The sequence below is a fragment of the Xanthomonas codiaei genome (assembly GCF_002939785.1).
Classification (GTDB): Bacteria; Pseudomonadota; Gammaproteobacteria; order Xanthomonadales; family Xanthomonadaceae; genus Xanthomonas; species Xanthomonas codiaei.
Genome location: NZ_MDEC01000033.1, coordinates 24,093 through 42,659, shown reverse-complemented (window position 1 = coordinate 42,659; position 18,567 = coordinate 24,093). Strand labels below are relative to the sequence as shown.

The 18,567-nt window shown below is 67.0% G+C and carries 16 protein-coding genes, 1 other RNA gene and 1 pseudogene; 10 read left to right on the top strand and 8 right to left on the bottom strand.

The genetic code is table 11. From position 1 onward, the window contains the following. Position 1: 1 nt before the first annotated feature. Positions 2-2,077, bottom strand: a complete 2,076-nt coding sequence (locus XcodCFBP4690_RS18870; protein WP_244183717.1) for a TonB-dependent siderophore receptor — start codon at positions 2,075-2,077, stop codon at positions 2-4. 614 nt (positions 2,078-2,691) lie between these two features. After that, positions 2,692-3,483, bottom strand: coding sequence for a polysaccharide deacetylase family protein (locus XcodCFBP4690_RS18865; RefSeq protein WP_208622769.1), 792 nt, complete (start codon positions 3,481-3,483; stop codon positions 2,692-2,694). A 45-nt stretch (positions 3,484-3,528) separates the two neighbouring features. Between XcodCFBP4690_RS18865 and grxD the strand changes: the two genes are divergently transcribed. Continuing rightward, positions 3,529-4,455 carry a Grx4 family monothiol glutaredoxin gene (gene grxD / locus XcodCFBP4690_RS18860; protein ID WP_104543381.1) on the top strand — a complete coding sequence of 309 codons (927 nt, stop codon included), beginning with the start codon at positions 3,529-3,531 and terminating at the stop codon, positions 4,453-4,455. Between the two features lie 209 nt (positions 4,456-4,664). Here the strand turns inward: grxD and XcodCFBP4690_RS18855 are convergent, their stop codons facing one another. Then, a complete protein-coding gene (locus XcodCFBP4690_RS18855) occupies positions 4,665-5,225 on the bottom strand; it encodes a DUF924 family protein (RefSeq protein WP_104543379.1) in 561 nt (186 codons plus the stop codon). Between the two features lie 141 nt (positions 5,226-5,366). On the opposite strand from XcodCFBP4690_RS18855, the gene XcodCFBP4690_RS18850 reads away from it, so the two are divergent. From XcodCFBP4690_RS18850 to XcodCFBP4690_RS18825, 6 genes are all read left to right on the top strand, one after another. Further along, positions 5,367-6,767, top strand: coding sequence for an amidohydrolase (locus XcodCFBP4690_RS18850; protein ID WP_104543377.1), 1,401 nt, complete (start codon positions 5,367-5,369; stop codon positions 6,765-6,767). Further along, positions 6,764-8,044 (top strand): amidohydrolase family protein, encoded by a 1,281-nt coding sequence (locus tag XcodCFBP4690_RS18845; protein ID WP_104543375.1) that lies wholly within the window; start codon positions 6,764-6,766, stop codon positions 8,042-8,044. The genes XcodCFBP4690_RS18850 and XcodCFBP4690_RS18845 overlap by 4 nt, the downstream gene beginning before the upstream one ends. A gap of 140 nt (positions 8,045-8,184) precedes the next feature. Further along, complete coding sequence (locus tag XcodCFBP4690_RS18840; RefSeq protein WP_104543373.1) at positions 8,185-8,766, top strand: hypothetical protein; 582 nt, start codon at positions 8,185-8,187, stop codon at positions 8,764-8,766. Beyond that, entirely contained in the window at positions 8,763-9,179 is a 417-nt protein-coding gene (locus XcodCFBP4690_RS18835; RefSeq protein WP_104543371.1) for a ribosomal maturation YjgA family protein, read from the top strand. The genes XcodCFBP4690_RS18840 and XcodCFBP4690_RS18835 overlap by 4 nt, the downstream gene beginning before the upstream one ends. Before the next feature lie 138 nt (positions 9,180-9,317). Further along, entirely contained in the window at positions 9,318-9,644 is a 327-nt protein-coding gene (locus XcodCFBP4690_RS18830; RefSeq protein ID WP_104543411.1) for a hypothetical protein, read from the top strand. Between the two features lie 373 nt (positions 9,645-10,017). Then, the gene (locus tag XcodCFBP4690_RS18825; protein WP_104543369.1) at positions 10,018-11,619 is read left to right on the top strand and encodes a rhamnogalacturonan lyase B N-terminal domain-containing protein; all 1,602 of its coding nucleotides are present in this window, start codon (positions 10,018-10,020) and stop codon (positions 11,617-11,619) included. A 193-nt stretch (positions 11,620-11,812) separates the two neighbouring features. Here XcodCFBP4690_RS18825 and XcodCFBP4690_RS18820 read toward each other — a convergent pair. Next, positions 11,813-12,109, bottom strand: a pseudogene (locus XcodCFBP4690_RS18820) (cellulase); the annotation flags it as partial. A gap of 352 nt (positions 12,110-12,461) precedes the next feature. Further along, complete coding sequence (locus tag XcodCFBP4690_RS18815) at positions 12,462-13,277, bottom strand: GH12 family glycosyl hydrolase domain-containing protein (protein WP_104543367.1); 816 nt, start codon at positions 13,275-13,277, stop codon at positions 12,462-12,464. Between the two features lie 491 nt (positions 13,278-13,768). On the opposite strand from XcodCFBP4690_RS18815, the gene XcodCFBP4690_RS18810 reads away from it, so the two are divergent. Next, positions 13,769-14,713, top strand: a complete 945-nt coding sequence (locus tag XcodCFBP4690_RS18810; RefSeq protein ID WP_104543365.1) for a DegV family protein — start codon at positions 13,769-13,771, stop codon at positions 14,711-14,713. 88 nt (positions 14,714-14,801) lie between these two features. Continuing rightward, the gene (locus tag XcodCFBP4690_RS18805; protein ID WP_104543363.1) at positions 14,802-15,140 is read left to right on the top strand and encodes a hypothetical protein; all 339 of its coding nucleotides are present in this window, start codon (positions 14,802-14,804) and stop codon (positions 15,138-15,140) included. Between the two features lie 49 nt (positions 15,141-15,189). On the opposite strand, the gene XcodCFBP4690_RS18800 is transcribed toward XcodCFBP4690_RS18805, so the two are convergent. Continuing rightward, on the bottom strand, positions 15,190-16,110 hold the full coding sequence (locus tag XcodCFBP4690_RS18800) for a DMT family transporter (RefSeq protein ID WP_104543361.1): 921 nt from the start codon (positions 16,108-16,110) through the stop codon (positions 15,190-15,192). Beyond that, entirely contained in the window at positions 16,107-16,898 is a 792-nt protein-coding gene (locus XcodCFBP4690_RS18795) for a PhzF family phenazine biosynthesis protein (RefSeq protein ID WP_104543409.1), read from the bottom strand. Before XcodCFBP4690_RS18795 ends, XcodCFBP4690_RS18800 begins: the two co-directional genes overlap by 4 nt. Positions 16,899-17,026: 128 nt before the next feature. On the opposite strand from XcodCFBP4690_RS18795, the gene XcodCFBP4690_RS18790 reads away from it, so the two are divergent. Then, the gene (locus XcodCFBP4690_RS18790; protein ID WP_104543407.1) at positions 17,027-18,436 is read left to right on the top strand and encodes an aminotransferase-like domain-containing protein; all 1,410 of its coding nucleotides are present in this window, start codon (positions 17,027-17,029) and stop codon (positions 18,434-18,436) included. A 27-nt stretch (positions 18,437-18,463) separates the two neighbouring features. Here XcodCFBP4690_RS18790 and XcodCFBP4690_RS18785 read toward each other — a convergent pair. Further along, positions 18,464-18,539, bottom strand: a non-coding RNA gene (locus tag XcodCFBP4690_RS18785) — sX9 sRNA. Positions 18,540-18,567 lie beyond the last annotated feature (28 nt).

The window sequence follows — 18,567 nt, the reverse complement described above, 5'->3', positions numbered from 1 at the left end:
CTTAGAACTTCCAGGACAACGTCAGCTCCACATCGCGCGGGTCGCCGTAGATCAGCTGGCTCTGGTAGACGATGTTGGCGTAGTAGCGGCGATCGAACAGATTGCGCACATTGAGTTGCGCCGACCATGCCTGGGTGATGTCGTAACGCGCCATCGCATTGGCCAGCACCACGCTGCCCTGGCTGAGCCGCTGCGTGGTGCCCAGCGGACCGGCCATCAATTCGTGGATCGGCGATTGCCAGCTCAGCCCGCCACCGAGCCGCCATGGCCCGGTCTGCCAACTGGTAAACAACGTCGCTTCGCGACGCGGGCTGGCCGGGTTGACGTCCACGCCGCTGGCGTCGTTGGCATCGAACTGGGCAAACCCGAACGCGATGCGCCATTGCTCGGACAGCTGCCCATCGAGCTGAAACTCCACGCCCTGGCTGACCGTGCCCTTGGCGGCCAGATAGGCCTGGGTGGTGGTGCCCGGCACCAGCTGCCCCGGGTCGTTGACGGCCAGGTTGTCCTGCTCGATACGGAACAGCGCCAGTGCAGCGTTGAGCTGGCCATCGAAATAGGCGCCCTTGGCGCCGACCTCGTAGCTGTTGCCTTCCAGCGGATCCAGATAGCGCCCGCCGCGGTCGCGATTGTTCTGCGGCTTGAAGATGCCGGTGTAGCTGGCATACAGCGAATGATGCTCATCCACATCGAAGATCAGGCCGGCATACGGCGTGGTGCGGCCTCGGCGCGCGTAGGAATTGGCCGGCTGCAGCTGATCTGTGCTTTTCCAGTCGGTGACGCGCGCGCCCACGATCGCCTTCAGCGCATCGCTCAGCTGGAAGCGCCCGGCCGCATAGGCGGCCACCTGGCGCACCTGGCGCTCTTCGCCCTTGCTCAGCGGCGACCATGCCGGCTGCGCCATGCTGCCGGTCCAGGCGTAGACGCTTTCGGCCACCAGCGGTTGCAATGGCAGGTTGGACCAGCTGCGGATGGTGCGGTTCATCCAGGTGGCGCCGGCCACGATCTCGTGCTCGCGGCCCCACAGCCCCAGCGGCAGGCTGACACAGGCATCCAGACTGTTTTGCGCGCTGAGCGTGGGGTAGCTGCCGCCGAAGGTACTGGCTAGGCCCAGGCCGGTGTCCTTGTCCGGATAATCCAGATAGCCGAACAGCACCGACTTCCAGTCGGTTTCGAAACGCTGGTGCGAATACTCCATGTGCAGCTGCGCGCCGTTGTCGAAGCGATGGGTCAGCCCGGCGAAGGCGTTGGTGGTATCGGCCACGCCACGCGCCCAGCGCGGCGTGAACGCATCCGAGCGAGCGAAGTCGGTGCGGCTGCCATCGCTGAAATACGCCGGCACCCCGCCCCAGGTGGTGCCGCGCCCGTCGTTGCGCTGCTTGTTGACGCCGACATACCCGCTGGTGGACGCGCTGAAATCGGCATCGACAATGCCGTAGAACAACGTGGATTGCTTGCTGTAGTAATCGCGGAACGACTGCTTGTCTTCGTAGCTGGCCACCACGCGGCCGCGCACGTTGCCAGCGGCATTCAGGGGCGACTGCAGATCGGCGGTGCCGCGATAGCGATCCCAGCGACCGGCCGACAGATCCACGCGGCCGGTGGTCACACCGCTGTCGGCGTGCTTGCGCAACAGGTCGATGGAGGCGGCCGGGCTGCCCGCACCGGAGGTCAGGCCGTTGGCGCCGCGGACGATTTCCACCCGGTCGTAGATCGCCATGTTCTGCTGCACATCGCCGCTGTAGTCGGTGGGAATGCCGTCGATGCGGTAGTAGTCCACCTCGAAGCCGCGTGCGGTGATGTAGGTGCGCTCGGTATCCCAGGTCGGCGAATTGAAGCCGGCCACGGTGTCGGTGACGTCCTGCAGCGATTGCAGATTGCGATCGACGATCTGCTGGCGCGTCACCACCACCACCGACTGCGGGGTATCGCGCGGCGACAGCTCCAGCTTGGTCGAACTGCGGGCGATATCGGCAGTATAGGAATCGCGCCCCTCGGTGGCGGCACCGCGATGCGCCTGGACCTGCAGGCCATCCAGATCGACCGGATCGCGCGTGCCCGACTGCGCGGCAACCATCCACGGCCACGCACAGGCCACAGCCAGCAGGCACTGCGTCGGACCGACGCGCGAGAAACGCAAATCCGCACACACGGCGGCGCGCGCGCAGACACTGCGATGAAACATAGGGTCAGCCTCATGATCGAAAACTGCCGTCGACGACGGCCATGGAGGCTGGCGCGGATCGCAGCGCGAAACAGCACGATCCGAAAGCTGGCTGGGGCGCGCATGTTCGATCTGCTTGAAACTGCTGTCAATAGAACCCAGCCGCGCGGAACTGACCCTGCGGACGCACCGGTGTGACCTGACGGCACACCACTCGCATGCGACGCGATGGAAACTTCCGCGTTACACCTCCATACGCGCTGCCGCCTCTGCGTTCGTTGTATTGCCGCGTCTGGCTCCCTGCCCCGGCACCTGGCTGCCGCGCCAGCCCAGCCAAGGCAACATGCAGCGCGCGCACTGATCGGCGACGACCACAGGCGCTACCGGCAGCAGCGGCCTGACCGTGCACGCTGGCGTATCGCCGCACTCCCGATGCAACGTGGCGCACCCACTGCGTCAGCCGCAGGCGCCGACACGCCAAGCTGCGGCGCCGCGTGCGCTGGCAGCGCACACCGCCCGCGCCGATCTCAATCCGGCCGCCGCCCCACCAGCCCGCGCGCCTGCATCGCCTCCAGCACGCCGCGCAGGATGGTGAGGTTATGGCCGTGCGCGGCGCCCTCGTGCAGCAACACGATCGCGCCGGGCTGCAGGTCGCGCACGATGCGCGCCACGGTGGCGTCCGGCTCGCAACGCACGCCGTCGAAGCCGCGCGCGCTCCAGGCCACCCGGGTCAGCCCGTGCGCGCGCAGCGGCGAGGCGACGAAGGGATTGGTCATGCCGACCACCGAGCGGTACAGCCGCGGCGCCTGCCCGGTGATGGCCGCCAGCGTGCGCTGCGCCCGGCCGATCTCCTGCGCCATGCGGCGCGGTCCCAGCGCCCAGAACCAGGCCTGCGGATGGGTATGGCTGTGATTGCCGATGCCATGCCCGCGCCGCACGATCTCGCGCACCAGCTCCGGCCGCTGCTCGGCGCGTGCACCGACCACGAAGAATGTCGCCTGGGCGTCATAGGCGTCGAGCAGATCGAGAATGGCCGGGGTGTCGTCGGAGGGGCCGTCGTCGATGGTCAGCCACACCTGCGGGGCGCGCCCGGGCAGCCGCGCCAGCACCGGCGCGTACAGCCGTGCACGCGGCAGGAACACCGGCACCACGAACAGCGCATGCGACAGCAACAGCGCAGGCAGGCCCCAGGCCCAGCCCAGGTGCCACCACAGCAGCGCCACCGCCGCCTGCGAGAGGGCGAACAGGCCCACCCAGCGGTACGGGCGCGAGGGGGTGCGATACAGCGTTTCCGGCGTGGTCATGCCGCATGATGCCATGCGGCGTAGAATGGACGGTCTCCACGACCCGACCGAAGTGCTGCCATGTCCCTCGATCCCGCCCTGCGTTCCCGTATCGATACGCTGCTGCAATCCAGCCGCGTGGTGCTCTTCATGAAAGGCCAGCCCGGTATGCCGCAGTGCGGTTTTTCGGCCAAGGCGGTCGGCGTGCTGGACGGCCTGGGCATCGACTATGCCCACGTCAACGTGCTGGCCGACCAAGAGATCCGCGAGGGCATCAAGGCCTATGGCGACTGGCCGACCATTCCGCAGCTGTACGTGGACGGCGAGCTGGTCGGCGGCAGCGACATCATCGTGCAGATGGCCGACAGCGGCGAGTTGAGCAGCATGCTCGGCCTGCAGGCGCCGGACCGCAGCCCGCCCAAGATCACCATTACCCCGGCGGCGGTGGACATGCTCAAGGGTGCGCTGGCCGACGCGCCGGATGCTTCGCTGACGCTGGCCATCGACGCCAACTTCCAGCCCAACTTCCAGCTGGCGCCGACCAACCCGAACGCCATCGCGGCCGAATCCAATGGCCTGCGCGTGCAGTTCGACCTGGCCAGCGCGCGCCGCGCCGACGGCATCACCATCGACTGGGTCGACGACATCCGCGGCCGCGGCCTGGCCATCGACAATCCGAATGCGCCCAAGCCGGTGCAGGAACTGTCGGTGCGCGATGCCGACGACCGCCTCAAGGCCGGCAGCCTGACCCTGGTGGACGTGCGCCCGGCCGACGAACGTGCACTGGCCACGGTGGCCGCACCGTTCCGCACCCTGGATGCGCACGAGCGCCAGGCGATCGAACGGTTGCCCAAGGACACCCCGCTGGCGTTCCTGTGCCACCGCGGCGGGCGCAGCCTGCAGGCGGCCGAGCATTTCCGCGGCCTGGGCTTCACCAATGTCTACAACGTCACCGGCGGTATCGACGCGTGGTCGGACGAGGTGGACAACGGCGTGGCCAAGTACTGAGCCTGGCCAGACACCGCTGACCCAAACGGGCGCTCCACGGGGCGCCCGTTTTGGTATGGACCGATGTCAGCCAGCGATCACCTGCAGCAACTGCAGGCGACCGGCTCGCCCGTCGCATGACTGCGGCCGCCGGATGGCATGAACGATGCAACCGCGCACCGGGAGGCGGCCCGGGTCTGGCGATGCCGATGCCGATGCCGATGCCAGCATCAGCCAGCAAACCCGCCATCGTCCAGGAACTGCTGTTCCTCGGCCGTGGTCGTACGCCCCAGCACCGCATTGCGATGCGGAAAGCGGCCAAAGCGCTGGATGATCTGCTGGTGTTCCAGCGCCCATCGCGTGGTTTCCGCATCGTCCAATGCGCCGATCAGCTGCACTGCGCGCGCCTGTTCCTGCAGATCCTCGGCATGCTCGAACGGCAGATAGAAGAACAGCCGCAATTGCGCCGACACCTGTTGATCGAAACCGCGTTCCAGCGCCTGCCGGGCGCACTGCAGTGCCAGTCCATCGGTAGCGTAGGCATGCGCGCTGCCACGAAAGGCATTGCGCGGAAACTGGTCCAGCAGGATCAGCAAGGCCAGCGCGTCTTCGGCACGCTCCATCCAGTGCGCATACTCCCCGCGCGCGGCAGCGAAATGCTGCTCGCTGAAGTGCTGGCGGAAGTTGGCATCGAACGCATCGTTGTGCGTGAACCAACGCGCCGCCCCGGCCAGCTCCCAAAAAGCCAGGACCACATCGGCCTGTTTGTTGCGTTCTGTTTTGGCAATCATCGACGCGCCCCCTGAGGAATACGGCACAGCATGCGCTCTTGCACGTGATGAGGCAGCCGCGACCGCAACCTTCAGCACTTGGCAAGTACCGCGCCGACGGCTAGGTTTGCGGCCTGTGCTTTCGTGTCACCGGGGAAATCCATGCGTTCCATCCTGTTCGCCGCCCTTGGCGCGGCGCTGCTGTGCGGGCCGGCGTCTGCGGCATCGCGTTTCGTGCAAGACCCCTACCCCAGCACCTACCGCGCGCTGGCGTCCGGTCCGGTGCTGATCCAGCACGCCACGGTCCTGACCGGCACCGGCGAGCGGCTGGACGATGCCGACGTGCTGCTGCGCGACGGCAAGGTGGCCGCCGTCGGCCGCGCGCTCGAGGCGCCGGCCGATGCGCGTCGCATCGACGGCACCGGCAAGTGGGTGACGCCCGGCATCATCGACGTGCACTCGCATCTGGGCGTATATCCCAGCCCCGGCATCGGCGCGCACAGCGACGGCAACGAGATGACCGCGCCGGTGACGCCCAACGTGTGGGCCGAACATTCGATCTGGCCGCAGGACCCGGGCTTCGGCACGGCGCTGGCCGGTGGCATCACCTCGCTGCAGATCCTGCCCGGCTCGGCCAACCTGATCGGCGGGCGCGGCGTCACGCTCAAGAACGTGGCCTCCACCACCTACCAGGGCATGAAGTTCCCGGGTGCGCCGTGGGGCCTGAAGATGGCCTGCGGCGAGAACCCCAAGCGCGTGTACGGCGAGAAGGGCGGCCCCGGCACCCGCATGGGCAACGTGGCCGGCTACCGCGCCGCCTTCATCGATGCGGCCGAATACCTGCAGAAGAACGCACCGAAGAAGAACAGCGACAAGAAGCGCCGTTGGTGGAGCCGCGGCGGTGACAACGACAGCAGCGGCGATGCCGGCGGCAAGCGCGACCTCAAGCTCGACACCCTGGCCGGCGCCATCAACGGCGACATCCGCGTGCACATCCACTGCTACCGCGCCGACGAAATGGCCACCATGCTGGACCTGTCCAAGGAATTCGGCTTCCACATCGCCGCCTTCCACCACGGCGTGGAGGCCTACAAACTGGCCGACCGGCTGGCGCAGGACAACGTCTGCGGCGCGCTGTGGGCCGATTGGTGGGGCTTCAAGATGGAAGCCTTCGATGGCATCCAGGAGAACATCGCGCTGGTCGACCGCCCGGCCAATAGCTGCGCCATCGTGCATTCGGATTCGGAAGAAGGCATCCAGCGGCTCAACCAGGAGGCCGCCAAGGTGATCGCCAACGCGCGCCGCAGCGGCATGGAGATTGCGCCCGAACGTGCCATCCGCTGGCTCACCAGCAACGCGGCCAAGGCACTGGGCATCGAACAGCAGACCGGCGCACTGGAGCCGGGCAAGATGGGCGATGTAGTGGTGTGGAACGGCAACCCCTTCAGCTCCTACGCGCTGGCCGAACAGGTGTACATCGACGGTGCGCAGGTCTACGACCGCCACAACCGCGCATTGCAGCCGGTCTCGGACTTCATGCTCGGCCAGGAGGTGGCACGATGAGCCGCACCCGCATTGATCGCCCGCGTTTGCGCGCATTGTCGGCCCTGCTGCTTGCGGCCCTGGCGCTGCCCGCCGCCGCCCAGCAGTTGCTGATCCGCGGCGCCACCGTGCACACCGCCACCGCGCAGGGCACGCTGCGCAACACCGACGTGCTGGTGCAGGGCGGCGTGATCCGCGCCATCGGCAGCAACCTCGCAGCGCCGGCCGATGGCCGCGTGATCGATGCCCGTGGCCGGCCGCTGACCCCTGCCTTGTTCGGCGGCATCACCGAGATCGGCATCGAGGAGATCTCCGGCGAGGAGAGCACCGTGGACAGCGGCGTCAAGCTGGCCGATCAACCGATGCGCCCGGAGTTCGACGTCACCCTGGCCTACAACCCCGAGTCGGTGCTGGTGCCGGTGGCGCGCGTGGAAGGCATCGGCTTCACCGCACTGGGGGCGACCACCAGTGGCGCCTTCATCGCCGGCCAGGGCGGCATCGTGCGGCTGGATGGCAGCCCGGATCCGGTGGGCCCGCATGCCTTGTTCCTGCGCATCGGCGCGGCAGCCTCCGACCTGACCGGCAGCTCGCGCGCTGCGCAGTGGATGCTGCTCGATCAACTGGTGGCCGAAGCGCGCGGCCGCGTGCCGGCCGATTCGCCGCATGCCTTGCTGACCCCGGTCGGGCGCAGCGTGCTGGCCAAGTATCTGGCTGGGCAAGGCCGCATCGTGGTGCAGGTGGAACGCGCCGCCGATATCCGCCAGTTGTTGCGCTGGGCGCAGCGCGAGAAGGTGCGCATCGCCATCGCCGGTGGCGCCGAAGCCTGGAAGCTGGCGCCGCAACTGGCCCAGGCCAGGGTGCCGGTGCTGGTGAATGCCCTGGCGGATCTGCCGGCTACCTTCGACCAGATCGGCGCCACGCTGGAGAACGCCGCACGCCTGCGTGCGGCCGGGGTGGAGGTCAGCTTCAGCCAGAGCGGCGATGCCTCGCACAACGCGCGCAAGCTGCGCCAGCTGGCCGGCAATGCGGTGGCCAACGGCCTGCCGTGGGAATCGGGCCTGGCCGGGCTGACCCGCGTACCGGCGGAGATCTTCGGCGTGGCCGATCGCATCGGCAGCATCGCGGTGGGCAGGCAGGCCGACCTGGTGTTGTGGGAAGGCGACCCGCTGGACGTGGCGCACTACGCCGAGCAGGTGTGGCTGGGCGGGCGCGAAATGCCGATGCGCTCGCGCCAGACCGAGCTGCGCGACCGCTACATGCCGCAGGCCGGCCCGTTGCCGCGTGCCTATCTGAAGTGATTGCCTGTGGCCTGCGGCGTGCCCTGTGCGCGCCGCGCACGCATCGCGCCGATTCCCGTTGTGCTGGCGCAGTGCGTACCGGCGCACTGCCTCACGGCTCCGCTGCCGTTTCAGCGCGATGCGCTCGCCAAGGATTGCTCATGCGCCTGCCACCTGCCCTGCTGTCGTCGCTGTTCGCGTTATCGCTGCCGTTGCTGCCGCTGCCGGCCCTGGCCCAGTCCGGATGGATCAATCGGCACGGCGAGGCGCTTCCCGAATCGCCCAGTCGGAAAACGGTCCAGGGCCTCGGCGCCAGCCTGTTGCTGACCGCCGATGCGGACTGGGCGGCGAAATGGAACACGCCCAGCGACACCACGCCGCACTTCAACGAAGTGGACCATGTCGGCACCGGCGATTCGCTGTTCCTGCTGATCTTTCTCTCCAACCCGGGCCTGGATGCGCAGCATCGCGCCGATGTGGTGTGCAGCATCCGGGTGATCGACCCGGCCGGACATGCCGAGCAGAATGCGATCGATGCGCCCTGCCTGCAGGGAAAGATAAGCGGCGATCCGCGCAGCGTCTTTCTCGCAAACCTCGGCCTGACCATCCGCGCCGAGGCCGGCGACCTGCCGGGCCGGTGGCAGCTGCAGGTCACCCTCACCGACCGCCAGCGTGGCATCAGCATCCCGCTCGGCACCACCTATACGCAGGGCCGCCAACGCAGGCGCGCGACGACACGATGAGCCGCCTGTCGCTGCGCGTACGCGCCCTCTACCTGCTGCTCGCCGGCGCCGTGTTTGCCATCGAAGTCGCGATTGGAGCCGGCAGGCTCGGCGGGCCGTGGGTGCGCGGCAGCCTGGGCGACATGCTGGCGGTGATCCTGGTCTACTGCGGGCTACGCGGCGTGCTGGCGCCCGCACCACGCTGGGCCTGCGTGCTGGCAGTGGCCAGCGGGTGCCTGATCGAAAGCCTGCAGGCGATCCACCTGGCCGACCGCCTGGGGCTGCGCCCTGGCAGCGTCGCCTATATCGCGCTCGGCAATACCGCCACCGCGCACGATCTGCTCATGTACATGATCGGCGGTGGTCTGGCGTACATGGGCGATGTGTTGTCATGGCGTGCTGCCGCCTCCGGCCGGCAGCCTCCACTGCAGTGACGCAGCCCAGCAGGCCTATCGCATGTTTTCGGTTTTACTCCTGGCACCGCTCGACAGCCGTGGCGTCCCGCCCTGGCAGATGCCGTGTTCTCGCATTGCCGCTGCACGACCGTGAGTTCGCTGTTCCAGGGCGGCGGATTGCGTTCGATCGAGCGCGACGTGTTGCGCCAAGCACCCGCCAATCTGCAGTGCGGGATGGAGGCGGTAGGCGGGCGCCTGATCCTCACCGCCGACGCGCTGCTGTTTCAGCCACAGGCCTTCGATGTGCGGACACGGTCGCTGAGCATACCGTTGCGGCAGATCGTGGCGATGCAGCCCTGCTGGACGCGCCTGCTCGGCCTGGTGCCGATCGCGCCCACAGCGTTGGCGGTGCACGTGAGCGATGGAAACGCCTACCGCTTCGTGATCGGCAAGCGCGAGCAATGGATGGCCACGATCGCCTCGGTGCGCGAAGCATTGCGCTGAGCCGTGAATGACGTCGGCGTGTCGTAAGGGCAGCGAACCAATTCAACTGCCCCCATCGCCATGCGCGGCGCTGCTCGGTGCGGCATGTGCCACTCCTGCACTGCCGCGCCCATGCGCCATCGACGCCCATCTGGCAGCGCCTCGCTGCGCATCCTAGCCGCTGCGGCGGCGCGCGCTGCTGCTGCCTGTTGCGCTCGCCCAGCGTGCCGATCGATCGGCGACGCCTGCACTCTGCCAACCACTCCAAAATTCATTACTGGAATATCGAACAGTGCGCACGTTCTGTGCCTCCGGTGCTCGCCGCCGCTGTCGCGCCCGCCTAGGATCGCATGCATGCATCGCAACGATGCCCTGCTTCCGAACGGAGACCAGCATGGCCCGCCATCGTTTGTACACCCTCGCCTGCGCACTGTTGTTGTCCGCCGGCGTCAGCGCACCGGCGATGGCCGCATTCGGCTTCACCCGCAGCGGCGAGCGCGTGGTGGTGGACACCGGCGCGGAGCTGGTGTTTTCGGTCAACGCCGGCAATGGCGATATCGTCTCGATGCGTTATCGCGGCAACGAGCTGCAGACCACCGAATCCAAGGGCTCGCATATCGCTTCCGGGCTGGGCAGCGCCAGCGTGGACGCACGCGTGGTGGGTGGGGCGATCGTGGTGTCGGCCAAGGCCGGCGATCTGATCCAGTACTACATCGTCCGCAAGGGCCGCAATGCGATCTACATGGCCACCTATGCGCCAACCCTGCTACCGGTGGGCGAACTACGCTTCATTGCGCGGCTGAATGTCGGCAAGCTGCCCGCTGCGCAGCAGGAACCGGATTCCAGCGTCGGTACGGTCATCGAAGGCGAAGACGTGTTCCTGCTGCCGGATGGGCGCACCAGCTCCAAGTTCTACTCCGCACGACGGATGATGGACGACCAGGAGCATGGCGTCAGCGGCTCCGGCGTTGCGGTGTTCATGCTGATGGGCAATCGCGAGCACAGTTCGGGCGGACCGTTCTTCAAGGACATCGCCACGCAGAAAACCCACGTGACGCATGAGCTCTACAACTACATGTACTCCGACCATACCCAGACCGAGGCGTTTCGCGGTGGCCTGCATGGCGTCTATGGCCTGCTGTTCACCGATGGCGGTGCGCCGTCCAGCGCACAACGCAGCACCGATTTCATCGATGCCACCCTGGGGCTCAGCGGCTACCTGGCCGGCAGCGGGCGCGGCGGCGTCAGCGGGCGGGTGAGCGGCGTGCCGGCAGGCCAACCGGCGGTGATCGGCCTGCGTAACGCGCAGGCGCAGTACTGGGCTACCGCCAATGGCAGCGGCGATTACCAGATTGCCGGGGTCCGCCCGGGCCGCTACCGCATGACGCTGTATCAACACGAGCTGGAGGTGGCGCAACGCGATGTCGAAGTCTTCGCCAATGCCACCGCACAGGCCGCCTTGCAGGCGACGGTCCTGCCGGGCGCGGTGAAGTGGCAGATCGGCGTTGCCGATGGCACGCCGGGTGGATTCCGGCATGCCGACCTGCTGCCACGCGCGCATCCTTCCGACACGCGCATGCGCTGGGCCCCGCTCACCTATACCGTAGGTTCCAGCAATGCGGGCAGTTTTCCGGCAGTGCAGTGGCGCGGCATCAACACGCCCACCCGTATCGACTTCACGCTGGCAGCCAACGCGGTGCGCGCCTATCGCCTGCGCATCTTCGTGCCGCTGGCACAGGCCGGTGGGCGCCCGCAGGTCAGCGTGAATGCACGCTGGAACGGGCCGGTGCCTGCCGCGCCTACGCAGCCCAGGACGCGTGGCATCACCCGCGGCACCACGCGCGGCAACAACACGCTGTACGAGGTGGACATTCCGGCATCCGCACTGCAGACGGGCACCAACCGCATCGAGATCGGCATTGCCTCGGGATCGCCGGACAACGGCTACCTGAGCCCGGCCTTTGTGCTGGACAGCGTGCAACTGGTGGCGCTGTAGCGCGACCGGCATGTCCTCCACCGCGCGCAGCCGCCGCGGTGGAGGACATGGATTCAACAACAGCGCGGCGCGCGAGCAGGCAGCTATCCGGCCATGCTGCCAGGCAGCTGTGGCTCACCGCGATGCCTGGCCCATGGTTCGAAAGCTTCGTTGACCATGCGCCGCGGTGACCAACGATGCAGCAAGCACCGGATTACTTCGCAGCGAGGGATCCGCTCAACGACACCGTGCCCATCCCGTCGGTGACCTCGAAGCCAGCCTCCACCACCTGCAGGTACAGGTCGCTGCTGTAGCGACCATCGCTGCCACGCAAGGCCTGCAGCCTGGTCAAAAACGCCTTGACGTCCACATTGAGATTGCCCTTGGACGGAAGCGGATTGCTGTTGCCGGCCGTGCCATGCGGAATGAAGGTGTACACGTAATAGCCCGCGGCGGCGTTGTTGCCCTCCCACAGGTCGTAGCTGATGCCACCGGAGGTGATCGCATTGGAGGGGTCGACTCCAATGATGCATGGGAGGAACGCGTCCACGTCCCCGGCAACACGCCGCGCGGTGGGCGAACGAGGGTTGCTTCATGCAGTGCGACAACGGTTCGTCGTGCACCGAACTCCACGCACTCACGGGGCGCGGATGGCGTCTCTATGCAGACCGGTCATCATGGTCTCGTCCGAGATACGCCTGCGCTGCAGGCGTCGCGCACACGACCATGTCATTGCTTCCACGCCGCTGACGTTCGCGGTAGCCACAGCCTGCGCCAACCATCGACGCGGTCTGCTGTTCATCGCGTCCAGCGGACCTGGACCGCCTCGGCGGCGGTCCAGGAACTGTCATCCGTGTTGGGTGTTACTTGGCGTCCAGCGTGGCGCTGACCTTGGCCCAGCCGTTGCCGCGCACCACTTCGAAACCCGCCTCGGCCGCGTGCAGATACATGCTGTTGTTGTAGCGGCCATCCTTGGAGCGGTTGTTCTGCAGCCAGGTCAGGAACGGCTTGGCATCGATATTGAGACTGCCGCTGGTCTTGAGCGTGGGCTGGCCGGCGGTACCGCTCGGGATGAAGGTGTAGACGTAATAACCGGCGCCGGAGTTGAAGCCTTCCCACAGATCGAAGGTGCGCCCGCCGGCGGTGATCACATTGGTCGCGGTCACGGTGCCGATCGGCCAGGAATTGTGGTCGCCCCAGATCATCACTTCCAGCTGCGGGTTGCCTTTGCTGGTATCCCAGCGGAAGAAGATGTCGTAGGCGAAATCGCCCGCCAGGTTGCTGCCGCCGGCGCTGTACTTGAACTTGAAGGGTAACGAAGTGATCGAGGAGACCTGCTTGGGAAACAGCTTGTCGCTGGTCGGATTCCAGTCGTAGTGCCAGCCGCGCACGATCGCCGGGTAACCGTAGAGGTTGTAGTCGGCGAAGTTGAAAGTGACGGTCAGCTCGGGGGTGCTGCCGGTCCCGAAGGTGCCCTGGATGATGTTGTTGGGGTCGTTGAAGTTATTGACCCAGGCATAGTGGTTGCCAAAGATCTTGTAAGGCCCGGCCAGCGCCGCCGGTGCCAGGGCCACCAGGCCGATGGCCAGCGCCGCCTTCCACCAGCGCGAGGCGCGCCGCCGGGGGCTGGGCGTCTGCGCGCCGGTCTGAGCGAGGGAGTTGGATGGGGTGGTGTGCATTGGACTCTCCATTGTGTTCGGCGCGGCGACACCGGTACGGCGTCACCGAGACCTGCCCTGTAGCGGTCGCGACCGACCCTAGCAGCGCCTGCGCGGGAGGAGCTATACCGATTCCGGCAAGGCGGGCGCGCCAAGCGCGATAGCGGGCGCTACCTGCCACCTCGAGCGTGCCCTGGTCCTCAATTCCTGCCCTCTGCGCAGGCAGGGCGTCATGTTCCGCTCAGCTGCCCAGCCCTGCCGGGTGCACCAATGCTGCACAGCCACATGCACCCGTCGTCCGATTGGGGAGGGCCGGGACGGTCCGGGGACAGGGATGCAGCCGGCGCGGAAGCTGGCGCCGCCCCTGCCGCGACGGCAGTGCGGCGACGGCGCGCCAGGTCCGCGATTGCAGGCCCGCCGGCCCAGGCATTCAGTGCATGGGTCTACGCCTGGGACCGGTTTTGCGATAGCGTTCGCACTTGGAGACGACGCAATAGCCGGAGGGGGCGACGATGCGCATCGGAATCGTGGTGGACAGTGCGTGCGACCTGCCGCAGGACTTCATCCAACGCAACAACGTGATCGTGCTGCCGATCAGCGTACGGATCGGCGAAGCCGTGCTGGCCGATCACCGCGACGAGGAAGCCACGCTGAGCTTTTTGCAGGCGCATGTCGCCGAGCGCGGGCACGAGGCCGAGACCACGCCGTTTTCGGTCAACCAGATCCGCGACCTGTTCCTGCAACGGCTGGTGATCGACTACGACCATGTGTTCTGCCTGACCATCTCCAAGCTGCGCAGTCAGATCCACGACAACGCGATGCAGGCCAGCTTCGCGATCCTCAACGACTACAAGCCGATCCGCCAGGCTGCCGGCCATAGCTCGCCGTTTGCGCTGCGTGTGATCGACACGCTCAACCTGTTCGCCGGGCAAGGCATCACCGCGGTGGAAGCGGTACGCCTGCGCGAGCAGGGCCAGGGCGTGGCGGCGATCCGCACACGCCTGGAACAGCTGGCCGAACACACCTATGGGTACATGATTCCGCGCGATCTGTACTACCTGCGCGCGCGCGCGCGCACCAAGGGCGATCGCAGCGTGGGCCTGATCGGCGCCGCGCTGGGCAGTGCGCTGGACATCAAACCGGTGCTGCGCGCCTACCGCGGCGTCACCGAGCCGGTGGCCAAGCTCAAGGGCTTCGAGCCGTCGGCCGAGAAGCTGTTCGGCTTCACTGTGCGCAAGATCCGCGAAGGCCTGATGACGCCCACGGTGTGCGTGGGTTACGGCGGCGAGCTGTCCGAGCTGCATGCGCTGCCCGGCTACACCGCACTGCAGGCTGCCTGCCAGACCCATGGCGTGGAACTGTTCGAAAGCGTGATGAGCCTGACCGGCATGGTCAACGTGGGCAAGGGCGCGCTGGCAGTGGCATTCGCCGCCGAGCCGCACAGCTTCTCCGCCTGACGCAACGGCGCGCGGGCATCTGCGTCCTCGACGGCGTTCTCACCCCGTCTTGGCTAACGTGCCGCCGTCATTCAACGGAAGCCCGCCCATGCCTGTCAGCTACTCGATCAGCCTGCCCGACCCCAAGCTCGCCCGCGGCAGCGCACCGTCGGTGAGCTTCACCGCCAATGGCGCGGAGGCGTTCGCCGAGCAGCTGCAGGCGGCCTTGCGCGACCCGGCCTGGTTCGATCGCTGGCGCCAGCTGCAGGCCGACCCGGACGAGGTGGACCCGGCGCTGGGCATCACCGACCCGGCCGCCACGGTCACCGGCAAACAGCACGATCTACGCGTGGACCTGGTGGCCACCACCAGCATCCCCGGCGATCTGTTCAAGCAGCGCATGCAGGCGCTGGCCGGCGGTCATTGGGAAATGCGCGACGTGCGTTGACGCACCACCATGAAGGCGATGCCGCCACGCTGCCTGCGCGGCGGCGCGCTCACTCTTGATCCAGTGCACGGCGCCGCCAGCGCCATTTCAGGTTGACCGCCAGCGTGCCGACCACGATCAGCACCAGGCCCAGCCACTGCACCGGCACCAGGGCGTGGCCGTACAGCAGATAGTCCAGCAGCAGCGTCACCAGCGGATACACGAACGCCAGCACGGCGATCGTGGCCACGTGCAGATGCCGGTACGCTGAATAGAACAGCACGTACACCACACCGCTGTGTATCACGCCCAAGCCCGCTAGCCAGACCCAGTGCAGGCCCGGCTGCAGCGCGGCGCGGCTGGAAAACCCGGCCAGCAACAGTGCACCGACCCAGCATTGCACCGTCACCACCGCCAACGGCCGCTCACGGCTGATGCGGCGCGACATCAACAGCGAGGCACCGCAAAGCAACGCTGCCAGCAGGGTCAGGGCGATGCCCAGCAGGTAGCCGCGATCGGCGGCCTGCCAGAGCCGCCCCGGATCGGCCGAACACGCCACCCCGACGAACGCCAGCACCGTCCAGCCCAGGTCGACACGGCGGGTGCGCTCGCCCTGCAGCAGCGCCGCCAGTAGCAGCATCACGAACGGAAACACGTGATAGACCATGGTCGCCACGCCGATCGACGAGCGCGCCATGCCCGCGAACAAGGCCACCCAGTTCAGCACCAGCAAGACGCCACTGACGACTGCGTTGCGCAAGAGCACACCCTCACGCCACAGCCCGCGCAGCTGCCCACCGATCAGGCCGCAGACGGTGAGAAACAACGCACCAAACAGGCAGCGATAGAACACCGCCGTCACCGGATCCTGCCCGCTCTCGTGGACGAACACGCCGACCGAGCCGATCAACACCTCTGCAATCAGCAACTGCCAGATCGCACCTCGCGCAGTGCCGGCCGATGTCGCCCGAACAGACAAGGCGATAGTCATAGCGCAATCGTTCCCTGCAGATACTGCACAGCGCTGCCGCGCACATGCACATGCCGCGGCTCGATGCGGCATGCCAGCTCGCCACCACGCGCAGATGCCTGCAGCGCGGTCAACTGCGTCTTGCCCAGCCTGCCCGCCCATAGCGGCGCCAGCGCGGCATGGATCGACCCGGTCACCGGGTCCTCGCTACCGCCATTGGCCGGCCAGAAGTAGCGCGAGACAAAGTCATGCTCGGTCCCTGGCGCGGTGACTGCCACATCGCGCGGCGCCAGCGCCAGCATCCGGCTCAGGTCCGGCACCACCTCCCGCACCTGATTTTCATCCGCGTAGACGGCGATATACGCCTGCGCGTTTGCATAGACAGCCTGTGGGGCGATCGACAACGACGCCAACAAGGCTTGCGGCATCACCGGCAGCAATACCGGCATCTGATTAGGGAAGCGCAGCTCGAAGGTCTGCTCGGCCACCCGCGTCACCGCGATCTCGCCAACGGCCGGCGCACGCAGTCGCAACGGGAATGCAACCTCCTGATGCGTCGCAATCACCAACGCGCTGGCCAGGGTCGCATGCCCACAGAAGCCGACTTCCTTGCGCGGAGAAAACCAGCGAATGTCGAAGACCCCGCTTTCGTCGCGCACGAAAAATGCGGTCTCCGACAGATTGTGCTCGCTGGCAATCGCCTGCATCAGCGATTCCGGCAACCATTCCTGCAGCGGCACGACAGCCGCAGGATTGCCCTTGAAGCGTACCGTGGTGAACGCATCGACGATGAACACAGAAAGCAGCACGGCCAACCTCGCAGAAAAGAACACACCTGGCGCACCCGCCGGGCACAGCCAGTCTGCAATGCGCCACACGACCATGACAGATTCAGATACGCTGCAAATCGACCAATACAGATGGAATGCACCGCCACATGCTTCTGTACGAATCGCTGGCCATGCAGCTGCGACAGCAGATCGAAGCGGGCACCCTGCGTGCCGGCGAGCGCCTGCCCTCGATCCGGCAACTGGCCGCCAATCACGGCATCAGCACCACGACGGCAGTGCAGGCCTACCTGCAGCTGGAGCGCGAAGGACGCGTGCAGGCGCGGCCGCGCTCCGGATACTTCGTGCGCGCCACCGCCTCTGCACCGCCTGTATCGGCTCCCGCCACGCGTCGGCGCAAACCCGGCATGGTCGACAGCCCGGCCTTGCAGCGTGTACTCGACACCCTGGCGCGCAACGACCTGGTGCCGTTGCACACCGCCACTCCCGCGCCGGCGCTATTGCCGGCTGCACAGGTGGCTGCCGCCCTGTCGCGTCAGTTGCGCCGCCAACGCACCGCCGCACTGGACTACGCACCGCCACAAGGTCACCTCGCCCTGCGCCGGCAGATCGCACAACGTTACGCACACTGCGCAACCACCGTGCCATCGGAAGAAGTCGTGATCACCGCCGGGGCGATGGAAGCCATCAGCCTGGCACTGCGCACGCTTGCCGCACCGGGCGATGTGGTGCTGGTGGAAACGCCCACCTACCACGGCATCCTGCAGGCGGTGGCCGCGTTACGGCTCAAGGTGCTGGAAGTTCCCAACCGCGCCGGCCATGGCATCGATGTGGCGCGCCTGGACGCGCTGCTGCAACGCACGCCGGTGCGAGCCGCCGTGTTGGTGCCCAACTTCAACAATCCCAATGGCAGCCTCACGCCCGACAGTGCCAAACGCACGCTACTGGATAGCTGCGCGCGTCACGGCACCGTGGTGATCGAAGACGATATCTACGGCGAACTGGATTGGTCGGGCCAGCGACCACGCCCACTGCGTCACTTCGACACGCATGCCAACGTGATCACCTGCGGCTCGTTCTCCAAGGTACTATCGCCCGGCCTGCGCGTGGGTTGGTTGCTCGGCGGCGACTGGACCGACGCCCTGGTGCGCGCCAAATACTTCTCCACCGTCGGCAGCGCCAGCCTGCCGCAATTGGCCCTGGCCGATTATCTGGCGCAACACGATCTGGAACGGCATCTGCGCAAGCTACGCCGTACCCTGGCCGACAACGGCCAACGCCTGCGCGATGCGATCATGCGCCATTGGCCCGAGGGCACGCGGGTGGGCGACCCGGCCGGCGGACTCTCGCTGTGGCTGCAATTGCCCGATGGTGGCAATGGACAAGCCTTGTTCGAAGCCGCACTGGCCGAAGGTATCGGCACCTCCCCAGGCCATCTGTATTCCAGCCGTGGCGACTACGTTGATCATCTCCGCCTGACCTGTGGCCAGCCGTGGAGCGACATGCTGGAACGCGCGTTGCGTCGATTGGCCAAGCTTGCCGTACAGGTGGTGCGTTAGCTTGTTATCGGCATCCACCTCAAGAGCGGCTAACAAAACGTAGCGAGCGGTCGTCAGGTGGGTGCGGACGGCGCGGAGGAACCGCAGTGTACGAGTGGTACATGCCGATTCCGAGCACCGACCGCGCCCGC

Bases quoted from the DNA above. Each gene is read 5' to 3' on its own strand.
- XcodCFBP4690_RS18810 (WP_104543365.1), top strand. From the start codon at position 13,769: ATGCGCATCGGAATCGTGGTGGACAGTGCGTGCGACCTGCCGCAGGAC.
- XcodCFBP4690_RS18850 (WP_104543377.1), top strand. From the start codon at position 5,367: ATGCGTTCCATCCTGTTCGCCGCCCTTGGCGCGGCGCTGCTGTGCGGG.
- XcodCFBP4690_RS18805 (WP_104543363.1), top strand. From the start codon at position 14,802: ATGCCTGTCAGCTACTCGATCAGCCTGCCCGACCCCAAGCTCGCCCGC.
- XcodCFBP4690_RS18790 (WP_104543407.1), top strand. From the start codon at position 17,027: ATGCTTCTGTACGAATCGCTGGCCATGCAGCTGCGACAGCAGATCGAA.
- XcodCFBP4690_RS18865 (WP_208622769.1), bottom strand. From the start codon at position 3,483: ATGGCATCATGCGGCATGACCACGCCGGAAACGCTGTATCGCACCCCC.
- XcodCFBP4690_RS18845 (WP_104543375.1), top strand. From the start codon at position 6,764: ATGAGCCGCACCCGCATTGATCGCCCGCGTTTGCGCGCATTGTCGGCC.
- XcodCFBP4690_RS18825 (WP_104543369.1), top strand. From the start codon at position 10,018: ATGGCCCGCCATCGTTTGTACACCCTCGCCTGCGCACTGTTGTTGTCC.
- XcodCFBP4690_RS18840 (WP_104543373.1), top strand. From the start codon at position 8,185: ATGCGCCTGCCACCTGCCCTGCTGTCGTCGCTGTTCGCGTTATCGCTG.
- grxD (WP_104543381.1), top strand. From the start codon at position 3,529: ATGTCCCTCGATCCCGCCCTGCGTTCCCGTATCGATACGCTGCTGCAA.
- XcodCFBP4690_RS18855 (WP_104543379.1), bottom strand. From the start codon at position 5,225: ATGATTGCCAAAACAGAACGCAACAAACAGGCCGATGTGGTCCTGGCT.
- XcodCFBP4690_RS18835 (WP_104543371.1), top strand. From the start codon at position 8,763: ATGAGCCGCCTGTCGCTGCGCGTACGCGCCCTCTACCTGCTGCTCGCC.
- XcodCFBP4690_RS18815 (WP_104543367.1), bottom strand. From the start codon at position 13,277: ATGCACACCACCCCATCCAACTCCCTCGCTCAGACCGGCGCGCAGACG.
- XcodCFBP4690_RS18870 (WP_244183717.1), bottom strand. From the start codon at position 2,077: ATGGTTGCCGCGCAGTCGGGCACGCGCGATCCGGTCGATCTGGATGGC.
- XcodCFBP4690_RS18800 (WP_104543361.1), bottom strand. From the start codon at position 16,110: ATGACTATCGCCTTGTCTGTTCGGGCGACATCGGCCGGCACTGCGCGA.